Consider the following 15,667-nt stretch of genomic DNA (forward strand, 5'->3'; position numbering starts at 1 on the left):
TACTTGGCCGATATACCCAACTATTCCAGTGGTGGTTATCGAACTCCTATCTACGCCTGTCACACGTCCTTCACGATACAGAATTGGCGGAGCACATAATCCATAATCGAAAAGTCTACGCTGCGACATCACAGGAACTTTACATCGCGAACAGGAGACGCCACCAGTGCGTCGCGAATCATCCCAGGGTCCCAGTAGAGCTCGCCATTACCATCTATAAGAACCAACTTGCATGCACCCTGCTCGACTTCTATTTTTGGCAAGTGATGAGCCAACAACTCATCCATTTCAAAAGACTTTTTCAAGGCAGAGTCTGCTATGATCCGGTAGTCGACCAACGTCAATTTATTGAGAAAGCTCTCCAACTTGCGGGCTATTTGCTGCGCAAGGAGATCCTCATCGAACAGAAAGCAACGCACCAACTCCTTCTGAAACTGGCTGGAAACCACTTCGATACCACTATTGATGGCCTGGGCACCCTTGTTGAACTCATCGACAAGGCCGGCGATTGCCCTGGTGGACTCTTCCAGCATTGAGATTTTCTTCTTCAACGCAGTAGTCAGTACTTCAACTTCCTCACGTTCTGCTGCAACCGTACGCATAACTGCATTCTGGCCATCTTCAAGACCTCGTTGGTAAGCCATTTCTTCTGCAGCTTTTACGTCATCGCTAGAAATTAGAACTGACGGAATAGCTACTTGTTCTGACTTCAACTGCGATTGCGACTGTTCGACACTTCGGACTTCAATCGCTGCTTGCATTTGCTTTACTGGTAGCTTGAGAGTAGGCATATCCTTGTCTAGCCTAAATTAAGTTGTTTGAGAAGGTGACGCTTCATTTGCTCACCAAGATTGAGTCCCCGAATAGCACGGCTTCGCGTTTCTTCATCAATTGGCAGTTCAGAGAACCTAGAAATCAACCCTTCCAGGTCACGACTCTTCAAGTACTTGAAATCCCTGAAAGAAAAGTTCTCGTTGAGATTTTTGAGTGCTCGCTTAACCGCAAGCACCTGATCATCGGGAAGCTCCGACATCGCCTTTTCTTGTGCGGCTTTCGGTAAATTGGCCAAGGCAATTGCTGTTAACTTTGCATTCACTGTAGAACTTCCCCAGATAGCCAGGACTCGACCTTCTTGACCACACGCCTCCTTTGACGCCGTCTGTGCAACCGATTCGTAATGAGCATAAGTGCCACACTCGCTGAAACTGCCACTTCCCAGAACAGCAAGGTCCGCGAACCAATGCCTCCTATCCCATTCTCAGGTACAGTGATCTCGGAAGGTAGCGTTGGCGCATCTAAATCAGTCGCGCTTTCTAGGACATTTAGCCTGGTTACAGTTAGGCTATCGCCGCGTTGTTCATCGAGCCCAATGGCACTGGAAATCAGCTCTCTGATTGCAGTAAGGTGAGAGTCACTGATATCCGCATTGATTGCTACACCCATGCCAATTTTGACGATCTGGCCTGCAGGCACCTCAATATTTTCAGACTTGGTTCCATACTCATAGCTAATATCTTCTACCGCCTCTCCATCATCGCCCGATGTCACTTTCTTTGTGCGAACAACGGAAGAAGATGCAACCGGAGCGGTTGATGCGATCGTCTTACGATCCTTGGTCATTGTGACCGACACGCTGACACTGAAATCTGCAGGCTTGAACCACGTTAGCAGCATCTTCGATACTGACTCGACGATATCCGCTTCACGCAACCTCTCCTGCGCCGAAATGGAGTCGCCCACGGTCGTACCTGAACGGCTCCCACTATCCTGGATTACGGAAACACTCTCGGCCGCGATGTCAGGAACTGCGCCTATGACGATACTGCGAACTGCCGGCTCGATACTGCCCAAACTCGCCTCATCGGAAAGTGACACAACAACCGACGCAGCCACTTCCTCGGTTTTTCGAAATATTCTGGTTTTTGTGGGTATTGCCAAATGCACCCTTGCGTCAAGCACTCCGTTTAAGGAAACAATTGTTTTCTCGAGTTCTCCCTGCAATGCACGCTGGTAGGATATTTTTTGTGCAAACTCTGTCGCACCGTAACTATCTTCCTGGAAAATTTCGAAGCCGACTCTTTCGTGGCTGAGTACACCAGTAGCACCTACAGATCGCCGAACTTCCTCAATCTGATCTGGGGATACCATGATCTGACCCGAATCATTTACGCTATATTGTATCCCACGTGTGGCAAGGTAGTTCTTAAGCGCTTCTTGCTTCTGCTCATTTGCCAAGCTATCGACTACAACGTGGTCACCTTTCCACAGCACATACGTCGTCAAAGCGGCAATAATTGTCAGTACAACAATCGCTACGGACATTAAGAATTTTGAATTCATCGGGGTTACACCTGCATTCTCATTACTTCTTGGTAGGCTTCAACCACCTTGTTTCTTAGCTCCGTAACGGCCTGTAATTTGAGTTTCATATTCTGCATTTCGATCATGACTGTATGTAACTCGACATCCCCACCACGAACAAATTCTTCAACCAGTCCTTCGACTCGACTCGCTTCCTGAGAAACATTCTCAAGAAACTGTGTGAAATCTGGCCCATTGGGCAACTCGGTTACTGACGTTTCATTGCCAATGATTTCGCTCATTGCGGTATATACTGGTCGAATGCTATCAATACTCATCGTCCTATCTCCCGCGCAGTGGCTTTCATACTCGAAATTGAGTTATACACTTTGATCGCGGCCTCATAGCGGCGCTTGGTCAGACTCATGTCAACAAATTCTTTTGCGACATCGACATCCACCATGCGGACGTATCCTGCAGAGTCTGCCGAGTCAGAATCAGGTAGGTATACTTTCTTTGTCGGTACCTCAACCGCGCCCATCAGTGTCTCTAGTTGATCACTAAAAGAAAGGCGGTCTGAACCATGTGCATAGCCGACGTAGAGCGATCCTGTACCTGTAGGAAGCATCCGCTCTGCATTCGCCACAAGAAATGTAGAAAGCTCTACCGACGCCAGATCTCGCTGCATTGAGCGAGCAAGTTCTTCAACAGCCGCAGTTGTACTCACTTACCTTTCCCCAGCGCCACTTGATATAACTCAACCATCTGGTTGTAGACAGTACCAATATTCTTGTAACTACCAGACAGCCTCTGACTTGAGAGCACTACATCAGGCAGGGCTACTTCTCGCGCATTTACCGTGACATTTTCGTCGACCAACTGAGATGCCTCAGCCCAAAATGACTGATAGCTTCCTCCGGCTTCAAGGTGTTCATTCAAGATTTCATTGAAATCCGCCGCAACCTTAAAGCCCCTACCCGTTCCCGTCGCACTAAAATTTCTGCTATTGACTTCCTGTGCTGCGGCATAGTAGTCAAGAGCCGACCCCACAAGTGCCGACATAGAATCTACATTCATTATTCCACCACTATCTCTGCTTGAATCGCACCCGCACTCTTCAGCGCTTGTAGGATGCTGATAATGTCTCGCGTTTGAACACCAATACTGGAGAGGTGCTTCAGAAGCTCGTCGACCTTGGTACCTTTACGCATTGTCACGGGTGCGCGATCTTCTTCCGCAACGATAATATCCGTGCTTGGCACAACCTCAGTGCGAATATCCCCTGTCCTCGATCTACGCCCGGCAAACAGACCTACCGCATAGGGCTGACTTACGTCATACACAGTAGTGATGGCCACGTGAATATTTTCGTGCGAAATCGTCGCTTCCCCAATTTCGATATGCCCACCAGCTACGATCGTGCCCGTTTTCTCATTAATGACAATACGATTTCTTTCAACGAGATCGATATTCACCGCTAGCGCACGGGTAATTACATCAAAAGGGGAAGCACCCTTCCCATCGGAAGGTGAAACGAGTACTTTCCCGGGATTAAGCGGTTCCGCAAAGGCACCAGGAACTCGATCGGTAATGGCACTAGCGATATCACTAGCCATCTGGAAGTTCGGCTCGTTCAAAATCAGCACAACGCCACCATCTTCGCCGATAAATTCAGAGCTGAAATTTCGCTCTACAATGGCTCCTTTCGTGACCTTGCCGACCGTTGGGTGGTTCTTCTGTAAGCTAGTATCGAACTTGGAGTAGTTGTAGCCACCAGTAACAACAGGACCCTGCGCCAACGCATGTATTCGGTTATCCGGGCCTTCTAGGGGTGTCATAAAGAGCGTTCCACCGGCAAGCGAGCGAGCATCGCCCAGTGACGAGACCTGAACGTCTATCCGATCTCCACGGGAAGCAAACGGTGGCAAGGTTGCAGTGACGATTACTGCAGCAACGTTCCGGGATGCGGAATTAAACCGCTCCGTATTGACACCAAATTCTCGCAGAGTATTCGAGACACTCTGTATCGTTGCCCGATTTCTTGCAGAATCCCCTGTCCCCGCAAGGCCGACAACCAGACCATAACCCACCAGCTGGTTATCCCGTATACCTTCTATGCGTGTTACCTCTTCAATGGTGATAGCAGAGACCGAGACGGAGATGCATGCGGCAATCACACACAGCAGTCGCAAGAACATATACATCAGTTGAGCCCCAGCCATCTCATTACCCACGTAATCGCACCCGCCCGTTGCGCACCACCTACCACGCCGTCACCCACAAATTCAATATGGGCATCCATTAGACGGGTTGAGTAAATCGTGTTATCTCGAGAAATATCCTCGGGACGAAGGGTGCCGAAAATGAACAAGGATTGCGCCTCTCCATTGATCACGATCACCTGCTCCCCTTTTACAACCAAATGGCCAACCTCGCTATAACCAATCACTCGTGCAGTGAGTTGACCTTGAAGCGCACCGCGGCGGGAGGTGACTGCCTCACCGCGGGATTCGGAATCAAGCCCAAAACCCACTCGATGGTCGGAGGTGGAGTCATAAGCCGACGCATTGAAATCCAACTCTCTCTCGCGATCTGTGAACGCCGAACTCTCGGCCGCTGTGCGCTCGGCTATATATACGGTTACCGTATCCCCAATCTGGTAAGCGCGTTTATCAGCAGCAATACCTTGATACAAGTCAGGGTCTACCAGATCTTCAGCAACGGCAGGAGTCAGCTTGACTGTCGCGCAGAGCAGTACAGCGAATAGCAACCTCATGATTATTCAGTATCCCGCAATTTAATTGGTTGTTATGGAGTGTGACAACTTTCAACGTATCGCCAATGTCAGCGTCAGAGATCGCCACAGATTTCAAGTTGATGATGATGCCACGGGCCTGAGATTGAAGGATCAGCTCATCGCCAGCCGCAACTATTTTTCTCTGAAGTGCATTCACACTGGTTAACATCTCGCCTCGCTTTATACGCTTCTTGGCGAGATAGTTTTTCACTGGGTTACCAAATACGCCTTCAAAGTCAACCCAGCGCTCCTCAATCTTAGCCTTGTAACCCAAAATCGACCTACCTTTACGGTAGCTTTTATCTGCAATTAGCACTTGTGCAAAAAGCTCGACATTCAACCACACGGCCTTTCGCACCCGGATCCCATGCGCGTCCTTACCTAATAGCTCAACCTTGCGGATACCCGGACGACAGGGGTACTCAAACTGCGATACAAGCTCCGGCCCGACGAGTATCCCTTGCGCCTTCTCGTACCCCTTGAAAGCAGTAGCCCGGACGGTGCAACCCTGTGATCGCGCCTGCTGTATAAGTAACTCCCTTGCGAAGGCCGTAATACTGCATCTTTCATTTTCACACGATGGAGTCACATCTACATTTCGGCTGTCACCTGAAACCAGCGCTGAGCGTTCCTGTGCGGTTATCGAAGACGCTGCTAGACACACGAGAAAGCAAATGATCGATTTAGCAGTCATCGCCGCAGGTTATTGACCGTTTCCATGATCTGATCGCCGATCTGCACAATCTTTGCATTAAGCTGGTAGCCGCGCTGTGCCATGATTAGCTGGACCATTTCCTGAGTAAGCTCTACGTTGCTGCCTTCCACATAGCCCTGGCGTACCAGCCCCATACCTGAGTCACCCGGAGTAGCCGCAGTCACTTCAATACCGTCCTCGACGTAGAATAGTCCGCCCTGACCCTGCGACATTTTCGATACATCCGTCACATTGTGGAGCTGTATTTCCCCAAGAAGCACCGTTTCGGCCCCGTCCAACTTTCCAATTACTTCACCTGTTGGAGAAATAGACACACTTTCCACACCGTAGGGTACATTCACATAGTCTGAGAGCTTTTCGCCTGAGGATGTTTTCAGATAGCCGTCTTCGTCCACCGACAATCTTGTACTGCGCACATAAGCGTAATCGCCATTATCCAAAGCAACCTGAAAAAAGCCGTTGCCCTGAATCGCTATATCCCACTGATTGTTGGTGACTTGCATTGATCCCTGACTAAGGTCATTGCGGACACCTTCTACAGCAACACCACTCAATGCCTGGCTGGATTCACCAGCTGCCTGCAGCACCGCTGTGAACTCGACATCCGCTTTCTTATAGCCCCGAGTATTCATATTTGAGATGTTGTTAGAGATAACATCCAATTGTTCAGCCTGGGCATTCAGCCCTGTTTGAGCGATATAAAGTGCGTCCACAACTACTTCCCAATTTGGTTAATGCCAGCGTCGTAAATACTGTCGATTGTCATTAGCGCACGCTGTACGGATTCAACATGCTTGGTTTTTTGCATCATGCTGATCATCTCTGATGCACTATTCAGATTCGGGACTACTACATGCCCTTTCAGAATCGAGGCACCGTCGGTAATTCCGCCAAGATCCCCGGCTTGAATCCGATAAGCACCGTCAATCATTTCACCGGACAAATGTCCCACAATTGAGATAAGTGCAATCGGCCATTCATGGGAACCGTCAAGCGCGCGCACTCCGTCCTGCGTTATTTCAAAGTCCGAATGTATAACGATCTTCGAGCCATTATCATCAAGTACTGGTAAGCCAAAAGAATTCGTCAACACGCCCTCGGGATTCACCGTTAATGTCGCGCTCTTGGCGATCGAGGTACTACCATCGCGTGACTCCAGCCATAAATAGCCGTCACCGATTACCGCGAGGTCTTTTTCTGAACCAGTGGGTTTTATGGACACATCGTGCTTGCGTACACGGATGACCGGCTCAGAGGACGAATCGAGCTGAAACTCAATCGGTGCAATCTCGGCACCAATCGGCATATAGCCAGGCGTACCAATATTGGCCACATTTTGGCTAAGCAGCTCTACCTGTTGGATGTTTCCCTGAATAGCCTTGAGGCTATATTCGTAACCCGCACTCACGCTACACCCTAATCATTTGGTTAGAATTTATTTTTATGTCGCTAATGATTTCCGCAGTGGAGAGCACCTTAAGTGACGGCAGCATACGTCGACAAAAGTCAAACAAAGGCCTACGCAGTCGAACGCTGCACACAAGCACAGGCTCCTGACCGCGTGAAATCACAGTATCACTGGCTTCCACAATACTGGACATCAAGCGATCAAGAATTGATGGATCTGGCACCAACACACCACCACGGTCATCCTTGCGGATAGAAGCCACAAGCGTATTTTCGAGATCCGGAGCAATGGAGATGACTTCAAGCACCTCGCGGCCGGAAGCAATTTTCTCAACTATCTGCGATCCCAAGCGGGCTCGCACTACTTCCACAATGTCGTAACGGTTGTTACTGGTGGTGACCGCCTCGGCAATCGCCTCCAAAATTCTAGGAAAGTTTCGAATAGAGACACCCTCTCTCAGCAACTCTTTGAGAATGGACTGTAATTCTGATATTTGGAGCTTGTTGGGAATCAATTCATCCAGAAGGCCAGACAAGTCGCCACGAACCTGGTCAACCATCATCTCAACAGTCTGGCGCGTAAGGAGCTCTTCCCCTTTTAAGTTGATTGCCTGCTGCAAATGCGTAATCAAAAGCGTGTCGGGATTAACAAGCGTGCACCCTTCCCGCTTTGCCAGATCGTATTGTTTTGCATCAATCCATTTGGCAGGCAACTTGTAGGCGGGTTCACGGGCATCCACGCCATCGAGCGCGTCCAGCCTTCCTCCTGGGGATATGGCCATTTTTTGTCCATCGTACAATGTGCCATTACCCACCATAGAGCCATGGAAAGCGATGCTATAGGTATTGCCGGCCATTTTTTTTGATGGGACATAGCTCACCAAAGGTACGAGCAAACCCAGGTCCTGTGCTATTTGCCTGCGCAGATTCTCATACAGGGCGCCAAGGTGATCGCGCTGTGCTTCCACATACTTCGCGATCTCGGCTCCATACTGGAATTCGATTGGCTTCATCCGAAGTAAATCAGCGAAACTTTCAGGTTCAGCGTCTTCCGTGGAATCATCCTGTGTTTCTGGGGTAGGTTGCTTCTCTTTGGTGGAGAGTGAATACCAGGTGGCGGCACCAAAAATAAAAGCCAGCAGTAGTGGTGGCAGCACTGGGAGGCCAGGCAAAAGCGTCACCAGTAACAGAACAATAGTAATCAACGATAGGATCTTGGGGTTAGCAGTGATTTGCGTCACTACTTCTTCACCAAGGCGCGCGTCCGTTGCCGCGCGCGTGATCAAAATACCAGTGGCGACAGCGATAACCAGAGAGGGAATCTGAGTAACAATGCCGTCCCCTACTGTGAGGAGCGTAAACGTCTGAAGTGCATCTCCCCAGGTCATGCCATGCTGCGCCAAACCAATGGACAGACCACCGACAATATCGATCAAAATGATGATGATTCCCGCAATCGCATCGCCCTTTACAAACTTGGTCGAGCCGTCCATTGCCCCGTAAAAGTTCGCTTCACGCTCAATGTCACTCCGGCGTTGACGCGCAGTCTTTTCGTCGATGAGTCCCATATTCAGGTCTGCATCAATACTCATCTGCTTGCCGGGCATACTATCCAAAGTGAAACGCGCAGCCACTTCCGCTACGCGCTGTGCACCATTAGTTACAACGACGTACTGCACTACCACCAAAATCAGGAAAACCACCAGGCCGATAACATAGTTACCACCCACGACGTACTCGCCAATCGCACCAATAACTTTGCCCGCCTCGGCATCGGCAAGAATCAGGCGCGTTGCTGCAATATTGAGCGCAAGCCGGAACAAAGTTGCCATTAGCAGTAGTGACGGGAACGTCGAGAACTTAATTGGCTTATCACTGTAAAAGGTGATAAGCAGCATCAGTAGCGCAAAGCTGAAGTTCAGGATAATGAGAAAATCCAACAAAAAGCCGGGCACGGGCACAAACAGCGCCATCAAAATACCAATCATTGCAAGGACCAGACCAAGATCCTGATAGCTTGCCTGATAATGTTGTTTCAGCGCCTTTAGCTGATGGGGTAATTTTAGCGTTGGTAAAACCACTGATAAACTTCCGCTACTTCTTGATAGGAATCTGGTGAAATTGACTGCTCTAACCGACTTGACTTATACAACTGGCGTGCCAGCGTTGGCCGAGCAACAATTGGCTTCCCGTAGATTCTGGCTCTACGCTTAATCTCCAGTGCAAGTGCACCGGCACCCAAACTAACAACCTTTGGCGCGATCATTACGTTGCGCTCAAAGCGCAACGCAACCGCATAATGGGTAGGATTTACCACCACGAAATCGGCAGACTTTACGTTGGCCAGCGCTTTGCTTTTTTCCAGCAGTTCTTTCTGTGACTGCCTGCGCTTCTTCTTTTGCTCTGGATTCCCATCCAGCCGTTTGTGCTCGTCCTTTACCTCTTTACGACTCATGCGCATTTGCCGCAGGAAGTCCCTCCTGGTGTAGAGCTTATCCACGATTACAATGGGCAATAGCATCAGGATAAACACCAGTACCACCTGCACCACGACATCCGTGGTCCAGCCACCAACGCTGGATAGCTGTAGCGTTACCCCACCAACCAGCCACTTGACCAGTGGTATACCCATCAGCAGGATAAACGCAATCAAAAAACCGATCTTTAATACTGCCTTGAGCAATTCATACAAGACTCTACGGGAAAACAGCTTCTTGAAGCCCGCCGCAGGGTTCAGGCGCTGAAAGTCCGGCTTTAGCGGAAAGGAGGAGACCACGAACTTTACCTGGGCCAAATTGACCAACACCGCGGCCAATACGATTGTCACCAGCACTGGTCCGAGAACGTTCAACACGCTCCCCAAGAAGTATGACATCCAACTTACCGGCGCACCGGGTACCATTGGCTCCGAAAACCCGCGCGAGATGACGGTGCGCAACATCGCCTCTGCACCACTTGCAAGCCGCTCCTTAAACAACAAAACTGAAAGCAGGCACACTGAAACCACTGCGAAGGCATTTAGCTCGAGGCTTTTCGAGACTTGGCCTTTTTTACGCGCCTCCCGCAATTTAAAGGGCGAGGCCTCTTCGCTTTTATCCTGATCCTGCTCTGCCATCTACCGGCCCACCGCCATCAACATAAATTCGCGGATGTTGGCCAGCATCTGCTCAAGCCCTGCCCCTGTCAGTCGCACACTGACAACCAGTGTCACAAGACCAATAAAGATCTTGAGTGGCAAGCCAACAAAATACACATTCATTTGCGGCATGGATTTGGCCAGGTAACCAATACAGAAATCGAAAATCAACAACACTATAGAAACCGGCAGAAAAATCGTCAGCGCCAGGGTAAATTGCTGAGTCAGATAGGCAGTAAATGCACCAAGATCCAGCTCTACCCCACTCCCAAACATGGGCAGCATCTTGAATGACAGCAGCAGTATCCCAAGAATGTCGTAATGGAAGCCGAGCTCAAAGGTCAATACAAAAAGCACCCACAGATACAATGTGCCAATGATCGATTCCGAGCTATTGGTTGCCGGGTCCAGCACCGCGGCCGCACCAAAGCCCATTTGCATATCCACCATGCGCGCAAGTGTCAGTACTGCTGCAGAGCCGACAAAAAATCCAGCGGCCAGGGCGGTACCGATAAATAGCTCAATGGAGGCCGCACGCAGGAACTCCGCGAAATCCAAGGTTACCGGCACCTGGATCTGCGGCGACAACTGCACGCAACCGATGGCCGCGGTAGCCGTTAACATCAGGCGTACACTTGCGGGCACGCGAGACAAGGGGTTTGATAGCGCAACAAAAAGTAGTGGCGCCAGGCGCACCATGGCCAGTACCACAAGCGCAGATTGCCGGGAAAGCGATTCCAGCAGCATCGTCAACCTGCCACCATGCCAATCGACTTTTCAGCAAACTCCATCCATGTAGCGAGTATCCAGTTACCCATCAGAATCAGTACGACCACCGCACCAATAATTTTGGGAACGAAGGTAAGTGACATTTCCTGAATTTGCGTCACTACCTGAAAAATTGACACCAAAAGCCCGATAAACAGGGCCGCAGCCAGCACCGGCGCACTCATCCATGCGGCAACTTCCAACATCGACGCCATCAGCCGCATAGCCGTATCCGGTTCCACTACTGCTGCTCACTACGGTTGGCGAGATATTTCTGCACCATTTCTGGCAGCTTGCTTTCTACCTTTTGCCCAGTGGGTGTTGCAAACAGTTTTTGGCGCAACTGTTCTGCAGCTCCCGCCTCGCCCCGATGCTCGAAATAGAGAGCCTCCGCATAACGACCAGATAGGTTGCTGCGATCGAGCCCCAGTGCGCGCTTGCTGGCCTGTTGTGCAGCATCCCAATTACCTAGTAGCGCATCGACAACTGCCAAGCCACCATGGCTTTCTGCAAAGTTTCTGTTTAACTCTAAAGCCTGTTCAAATGCGTGCCGCGCCGCATCCAAGTCGTCCCGCAAAACCTCACACCAGCCAAGCAAGTGCCATGTACCAATATGCTCTGGCATGAACTCAACGCCTTTTGTGAAACTTACTCTGGCCTCAGTAAAATCGAACTCAGCGAGTTGCAACTGCCCTTTTATCGCCCAGAAACGCCCAACACATGGGTATTCTCTTAAACCCAGATCGCACCAATGCCCCGCATCCGTGTACGCCTGCAATGCGGTATAAGCATCGGCCATTGCCAGTAGTGCTTCAAATTGGTGAGGCTCCTGCTGGATAACCATTTCCGCGAGCTCTAAAGCCTTTTTACGGTCACCTGCATCGTTGTAAATAAGAGCCAGGAGTCCGCTTATTTGGGAATCGGCGCTCTCTGCAATGGAGGCTTCGAGCGCACCAATCGCTTGGTCGAGTTCTCCCAAGTGGTGATGTGCGCGGGCCTTAAGCACGAGCACTTCCGCTGTCGGCTTGGTTATGCCGAGCAGAAGCGCTACTACCTCTACATACTGGCGCCGTTGAAACAATGCGTAAGCCAAGTTGTATTGAATCGCTAGTTGACCGGGCGCTTTCGCATCCGCCCAGCGGAAGCAAAACTCCGCTTGGTCATAGTCATTTACAGCGAGGCATAACAAGCCCGCGGAATGGGAAACCTGAGGAAACCCCAAAACCTCTTCAGGGAGAGCATCAACAAACGCCCGTCCCTGATCCAGGGCACCGACCTCAAGATATTTCGAGAGCAAATCCTGCGTAAGCATCGGGTTCGCCCTATCCTGCTCCCAAAACCTCCGCAGTCTTTGCAAACCTTCTTGTATCTCTATATTGCTCACTAGCTTTTCTCGTCACCGGCAAAATACCGGTTATATTTCTGTTATTAGTTGGTACTTCAGTTTGTCCAGCGCCATTTTTTTTATTTGACTGACTCGCCCCTCTGACAAACTCAACGCACGAGCTACTTCCCGATTGCTGTGGTCGTGAAAGTACGCGAGCTCAATCACCTTCTGCTCGCGTCCGCTCAATCGGGAAATCACATCGTTTAACACCGTGTGCATTTCACTTTTGCAAGTAAAGTCCGGGTAAATGGGCGCAGCGTCCGGGCCCATACTACTCAGCAATATTTCCATGACCATCACATCGAGCTGATCCACCAGTGCAGTAAATGGACGTCCACCTAGCTCTGGATTCGGAGTATTCAAAGCCTGCCGATTTGCTGCAGTTACCTCGTCTAACAAGGCACCGCGTACACGCTTTCGCGCAAAAGCTTCGAACGGTGCACCCTTATCCGGGCAAAAACGCTCGATGGATTCTAGCAAGGCGACCGCAGTGATCTGGCGAATATCGTCATGGGGAACTAAGTTTGGTGGGAACGCCTTCATCAAAGAAAACGCTACCGATACCCCCCAAGGCAGGTAGTGTAAAACCAGCGCATCTCGAAAAGCACCGCCTTTCCCCTGCTCCCACTGCCTCCAAAGTTTGATTGCGTTTTCTTGTTCTCCCACCGGTAATGGCGCCCAATTTATCTTGGCGGGGAGAATACAATGAATACAAAATGTGACAAATAAGTCAGTATTAATTTGTATGAAAATGTGATCAAAACCGTGATTACCCGGACATTCGAGAAAACAATTTAAGCAAATCGAACGATTTACAACCAACAGCTGTGAATTTGGCAAACTGGTCAAGAGAATGGAAAAGCACAATTGTCACAATGGTCACAAAAAACTTTCATGTAATACCAGCATCTTGAAGTGACGAAAGAAAGGAAAGACAAGGGAAGAAAGAGGGCACCCACCAAAGAAAAAGTAGTTTGCGCCAAACTATTGCTTCTAACTCGGGCTGAGGCAGGATGCTGTTTATATATACAGCTAACTGACCACAACCATGACACAACCGCGTATAAACCTGATCGATCCGAAGGTTACACCGTACTATCACTGTGTTTCCCGCTGCGTACGTCGAGCCTTTCTATGTGGCCGGGACGAGCGTACCGGACAATGTTTTGAGCACCGGCGCCAGTGGGTCGAAATGCGATTACTCGAACTTGCTGAAGTGTTCGCGCTGGATATCTGTGCCTATGCAGTGATGAGTAACCACTACCATGTAGTACTGCATATCAATCTGCAACAAGCTGGTGACTGGGATTTGCTTGAGGTTGTTTCACGGTGGCACCAGTTGTGCAAAGGCTCGGCCCTGTCGCAACGTTTTGTTAGCGGCGATAATTTGGATTCCGCCGAGCTGGCACGGCTTAGGGAGGTTGCCGAGCTTTGGCGATCACGGCTTGCTGACATCAGTTGGTTTATGCGCTATGTGAATGAATCGATTGCCCGAGAGGCCAACCGCGAAGACCATTGCACGGGTCGTTTTTGGGAGGGACGGTTTAAGTCCCAAGCACTGCTCGATGAGAGAGCGCTTGCAGCCTGCATGGCCTATGTGGACCTCAATCCGATCCGGGCAACAATGGCGGAGACACCGGAGGAGTCTGATCACACCTCCATAAAGCAGCGTATTATCACCGCGAGAAGCGCGCAACAGCCTTCCGCCCTGTTTCCTTTTGTTGGCAATCCCAGAGAGCCCATGCCCGTAGGACTGCCATTTCATATGCAGGATTATATTGAGCTGGTGGATTGGAGTGGACGATGCCTTCGCGATGACAAACGCGGGGCAATCAGTAAACAACTACCACCTATTCTTGAGCGCTTGCAGATTGATCCCCGGCATTGGACCTACTTGAACAAAAACTTTGAAAGCCGCTTTAAATCCCTGGTTGGTACGGGCCACACGGTTCGTGCTGCCTGTGAGCAGCTTGGCAAACGTTGGGCACATGGCATTCGCGAGTGTGAGCAATACTTTTCACCTCGAGTCCATCTTAAAATATAAACCCCTCCGGACAAGCAAACCTTCATCGCACTTTCCATGCGAAGTTTACGCTCGCCTCCAAAACCAAAACTGACCGAACACCGGCGAAATTCCTCGCGATAACCTCACCATGTGAAAATACTAAAAAACCAAAGGCCAAAGCAGGCAGCGGAAAACCAATCTTCCATTTTATGGCTGTCCTTTTATTTCCGGCCAGATGTCAGAAGATGATCAACGCGCCATTCAATCGATTATTGATGGCATGATCTTGAAGCATACGGCCAACCAATTAGGTAAAGCCGGATAATATTTTGAAGGCGCTGACCTGACGGGCTGCAACCCAACAGGCCAGCTAATCACAACAACCTGTATGAGAGGTTATTATGACTAGAGACAATCATAAGCCAGCTTCACGCTCGGCTAAAGCAACCCGGCAAATTAAAGTCACCAAGACATACTATGACTACCGGCTCAAGGAGCAATCGCCCAATTCAGGCGCTCGACCTATTCCCTGGCTGCAACTCAAGGGGCACTGGCTAGATCAAGCAGGATTTTCCATTGATACGCCGGTGACGGTCAGAGTCATGGAAGGCTGTTTGGTGCTGACCACCGAACAATAAACCGTATAACGTAAAAGCCCAGCTCGATAGCTGGGCTTTGTTATTTTCATTAAAAAGTCTTTGCTACAGCATCCAGCTGCTCAACTAAATTTCTAGGGGGCGGAGTATCAACATACACTTGCGCCAATAGAAATGGGTCGATTACTTTCTCGGGCTCAGAATAACCAAACTCTCCTATTACATATCTTGAGAAAGAGTCTGACTCAATCATCTCATCGACCATCCAGCACCCATCAAATTTACTGACAAGTAACTCCCCAATAAAATAACCGATCCTTGTCAACAACCAAGTTCGATTATCACCTTCCACATTTTGCTCCTCCATATACTTGCTGATATAGGGCAGAAACTTATCAGGCATAATTAATATTTCATGCGGATTTGGGCACCCTAATATTTCAGCAAATTTATGTAGTACAGGCATGCGTTCCTCTCGGAACGCATCAAACCCAGCTTTTCTTTTTTCTAACTCGGCTTTTTCTTCAGCCGTTAGGTCTCTCATAAGCCTCTCTC

General features: G+C 49.7%; 20 protein-coding genes and 1 pseudogene. 3 read left to right on the plus strand and 18 right to left on the minus strand.

Features of this window, described 5'->3' with window-relative positions; all coding sequences use genetic code 11:
- Positions 1 to 128: 128 nt before the first annotated feature.
- The 17 genes from ACYX4K_RS07570 to ACYX4K_RS07650 form a co-directional block, all read right to left on the minus strand.
- Entirely contained in the window at positions 129 to 791 is a 663-nt protein-coding gene (locus tag ACYX4K_RS07570; protein ID WP_475092720.1) for a hypothetical protein, read from the minus strand.
- An 8-nt stretch (positions 792 to 799) separates the two neighbouring features.
- Complete coding sequence (locus ACYX4K_RS07575) at positions 800 to 1,096, minus strand: hypothetical protein (RefSeq protein ID WP_475092719.1); 297 nt, start codon at positions 1,094 to 1,096, stop codon at positions 800 to 802.
- Entirely contained in the window at positions 1,093 to 2,340 is a 1,248-nt protein-coding gene (locus ACYX4K_RS07580) for a flagellar M-ring protein FliF C-terminal domain-containing protein (protein ID WP_475092718.1), read from the minus strand. Before ACYX4K_RS07580 ends, ACYX4K_RS07575 begins: the two co-directional genes overlap by 4 nt.
- Before the next feature lie 5 nt (positions 2,341 to 2,345).
- Positions 2,346 to 2,639 carry a flagellar hook-basal body complex protein FliE gene (gene fliE / locus ACYX4K_RS07585; RefSeq protein WP_475092717.1) on the minus strand — a complete coding sequence of 98 codons (294 nt, stop codon included), beginning with the start codon at positions 2,637 to 2,639 and terminating at the stop codon, positions 2,346 to 2,348.
- Positions 2,636 to 3,028, minus strand: a complete 393-nt coding sequence (locus ACYX4K_RS07590) for a flagellar basal body rod C-terminal domain-containing protein (protein ID WP_475092716.1) — start codon at positions 3,026 to 3,028, stop codon at positions 2,636 to 2,638. Before ACYX4K_RS07590 ends, fliE begins: the two co-directional genes overlap by 4 nt.
- A complete protein-coding gene (locus ACYX4K_RS07595; protein WP_475092715.1) occupies positions 3,025 to 3,378 on the minus strand; it encodes a hypothetical protein in 354 nt (117 codons plus the stop codon). The genes ACYX4K_RS07590 and ACYX4K_RS07595 overlap by 4 nt, the downstream gene beginning before the upstream one ends.
- On the minus strand, positions 3,378 to 4,535 hold the full coding sequence (gene flgI, locus ACYX4K_RS07600; RefSeq protein WP_476178808.1) for a flagellar basal body P-ring protein FlgI: 1,158 nt from the start codon (positions 4,533 to 4,535) through the stop codon (positions 3,378 to 3,380). The genes ACYX4K_RS07595 and flgI overlap by 1 nt, the downstream gene beginning before the upstream one ends.
- Entirely contained in the window at positions 4,505 to 5,077 is a 573-nt protein-coding gene (locus tag ACYX4K_RS07605) for a flagellar basal body L-ring protein FlgH (RefSeq protein ID WP_475092712.1), read from the minus strand. The genes flgI and ACYX4K_RS07605 overlap by 31 nt, the downstream gene beginning before the upstream one ends.
- A complete protein-coding gene (locus ACYX4K_RS07610; RefSeq protein ID WP_475092711.1) occupies positions 5,016 to 5,444 on the minus strand; it encodes a flagella basal body P-ring formation protein FlgA in 429 nt (142 codons plus the stop codon). Before ACYX4K_RS07610 ends, ACYX4K_RS07605 begins: the two co-directional genes overlap by 62 nt.
- Before the next feature lie 344 nt (positions 5,445 to 5,788).
- Positions 5,789 to 6,526, minus strand: a complete 738-nt coding sequence (locus tag ACYX4K_RS07615) for a flagellar hook-basal body protein (protein ID WP_475092710.1) — start codon at positions 6,524 to 6,526, stop codon at positions 5,789 to 5,791.
- Positions 6,527 to 6,528: 2 nt separating this feature from the next.
- A complete protein-coding gene (locus ACYX4K_RS07620; RefSeq protein WP_475092709.1) occupies positions 6,529 to 7,221 on the minus strand; it encodes a hypothetical protein in 693 nt (230 codons plus the stop codon).
- A 1-nt stretch (position 7,222) separates the two neighbouring features.
- Entirely contained in the window at positions 7,223 to 9,301 is a 2,079-nt protein-coding gene (locus tag ACYX4K_RS07625) for a flagellar biosynthesis protein FlhA (RefSeq protein ID WP_475092708.1), read from the minus strand.
- Positions 9,283 to 10,335, minus strand: a complete 1,053-nt coding sequence (locus tag ACYX4K_RS07630; RefSeq protein ID WP_475092707.1) for an EscU/YscU/HrcU family type III secretion system export apparatus switch protein — start codon at positions 10,333 to 10,335, stop codon at positions 9,283 to 9,285. The genes ACYX4K_RS07625 and ACYX4K_RS07630 overlap by 19 nt, the downstream gene beginning before the upstream one ends.
- Complete coding sequence (locus ACYX4K_RS07635; RefSeq protein ID WP_475092706.1) at positions 10,336 to 11,103, minus strand: flagellar biosynthetic protein FliR; 768 nt, start codon at positions 11,101 to 11,103, stop codon at positions 10,336 to 10,338.
- A gap of 2 nt (positions 11,104 to 11,105) precedes the next feature.
- Positions 11,106 to 11,366, minus strand: a complete 261-nt coding sequence (locus tag ACYX4K_RS07640; RefSeq protein ID WP_476178809.1) for a flagellar biosynthetic protein FliQ — start codon at positions 11,364 to 11,366, stop codon at positions 11,106 to 11,108.
- Positions 11,366 to 12,436, minus strand: coding sequence for a tetratricopeptide repeat protein (locus tag ACYX4K_RS07645; protein WP_476178810.1), 1,071 nt, complete (start codon positions 12,434 to 12,436; stop codon positions 11,366 to 11,368). The genes ACYX4K_RS07640 and ACYX4K_RS07645 overlap by 1 nt, the downstream gene beginning before the upstream one ends.
- A 102-nt stretch (positions 12,437 to 12,538) precedes the next feature.
- Positions 12,539 to 13,351: a sigma-70 family RNA polymerase sigma factor gene (locus tag ACYX4K_RS07650; RefSeq protein ID WP_476178811.1), complete on the minus strand. Its 813-nt coding sequence runs from the start codon at positions 13,349 to 13,351 to the stop codon at positions 12,539 to 12,541.
- Positions 13,352 to 13,559: 208 nt separating this feature from the next.
- Between ACYX4K_RS07650 and ACYX4K_RS07655 the strand changes: the two genes are divergently transcribed.
- The 3 genes and pseudogenes from ACYX4K_RS07655 to ACYX4K_RS07665 all read left to right on the plus strand — a co-directional run bounded on the left by ACYX4K_RS07655 (position 13,560) and on the right by ACYX4K_RS07665 (position 15,154).
- Complete coding sequence (locus ACYX4K_RS07655) at positions 13,560 to 14,555, plus strand: transposase (protein ID WP_475092702.1); 996 nt, start codon at positions 13,560 to 13,562, stop codon at positions 14,553 to 14,555.
- Between the two features lie 193 nt (positions 14,556 to 14,748).
- Positions 14,749 to 14,841: pseudogene (locus ACYX4K_RS07660) on the plus strand (helix-turn-helix domain-containing protein); the annotation flags it as partial.
- A gap of 76 nt (positions 14,842 to 14,917) precedes the next feature.
- Complete coding sequence (locus ACYX4K_RS07665) at positions 14,918 to 15,154, plus strand: SymE family type I addiction module toxin (protein ID WP_475092701.1); 237 nt, start codon at positions 14,918 to 14,920, stop codon at positions 15,152 to 15,154.
- Positions 15,155 to 15,203: 49 nt separating this feature from the next.
- Here the strand turns inward: ACYX4K_RS07665 and ACYX4K_RS07670 are convergent, their stop codons facing one another.
- On the minus strand, positions 15,204 to 15,656 hold the full coding sequence (locus ACYX4K_RS07670; RefSeq protein WP_475092700.1) for a hypothetical protein: 453 nt from the start codon (positions 15,654 to 15,656) through the stop codon (positions 15,204 to 15,206).
- Positions 15,657 to 15,667: the final 11 nt, after the last annotated feature.

Source organism: Microbulbifer sp. ABF4_107 (assembly GCF_056312215.1).

Bases quoted from the DNA above. Each gene is read 5' to 3' on its own strand.
- ACYX4K_RS07570 (WP_475092720.1), bottom strand. From the start codon at position 791: ATGCCTACTCTCAAGCTACCAGTAAAGCAAATGCAAGCAGCGATTGAA.
- ACYX4K_RS07630 (WP_475092707.1), bottom strand. From the start codon at position 10,335: ATGGCAGAGCAGGATCAGGATAAAAGCGAAGAGGCCTCGCCCTTTAAA.
- ACYX4K_RS07580 (WP_475092718.1), bottom strand. From the start codon at position 2,340: ATGAATTCAAAATTCTTAATGTCCGTAGCGATTGTTGTACTGACAATT.
- ACYX4K_RS07645 (WP_476178810.1), bottom strand. From the start codon at position 12,436: ATGCTTACGCAGGATTTGCTCTCGAAATATCTTGAGGTCGGTGCCCTG.
- fliE (WP_475092717.1), bottom strand. From the start codon at position 2,639: ATGAGTATTGATAGCATTCGACCAGTATATACCGCAATGAGCGAAATC.
- ACYX4K_RS07595 (WP_475092715.1), bottom strand. From the start codon at position 3,378: ATGAATGTAGATTCTATGTCGGCACTTGTGGGGTCGGCTCTTGACTAC.
- ACYX4K_RS07670 (WP_475092700.1), bottom strand. From the start codon at position 15,656: ATGAGAGACCTAACGGCTGAAGAAAAAGCCGAGTTAGAAAAAAGAAAA.
- ACYX4K_RS07665 (WP_475092701.1), top strand. From the start codon at position 14,918: ATGACTAGAGACAATCATAAGCCAGCTTCACGCTCGGCTAAAGCAACC.
- ACYX4K_RS07655 (WP_475092702.1), top strand. From the start codon at position 13,560: ATGACACAACCGCGTATAAACCTGATCGATCCGAAGGTTACACCGTAC.
- ACYX4K_RS07635 (WP_475092706.1), bottom strand. From the start codon at position 11,103: ATGCTGCTGGAATCGCTTTCCCGGCAATCTGCGCTTGTGGTACTGGCC.
- ACYX4K_RS07605 (WP_475092712.1), bottom strand. From the start codon at position 5,077: ATGAGGTTGCTATTCGCTGTACTGCTCTGCGCGACAGTCAAGCTGACT.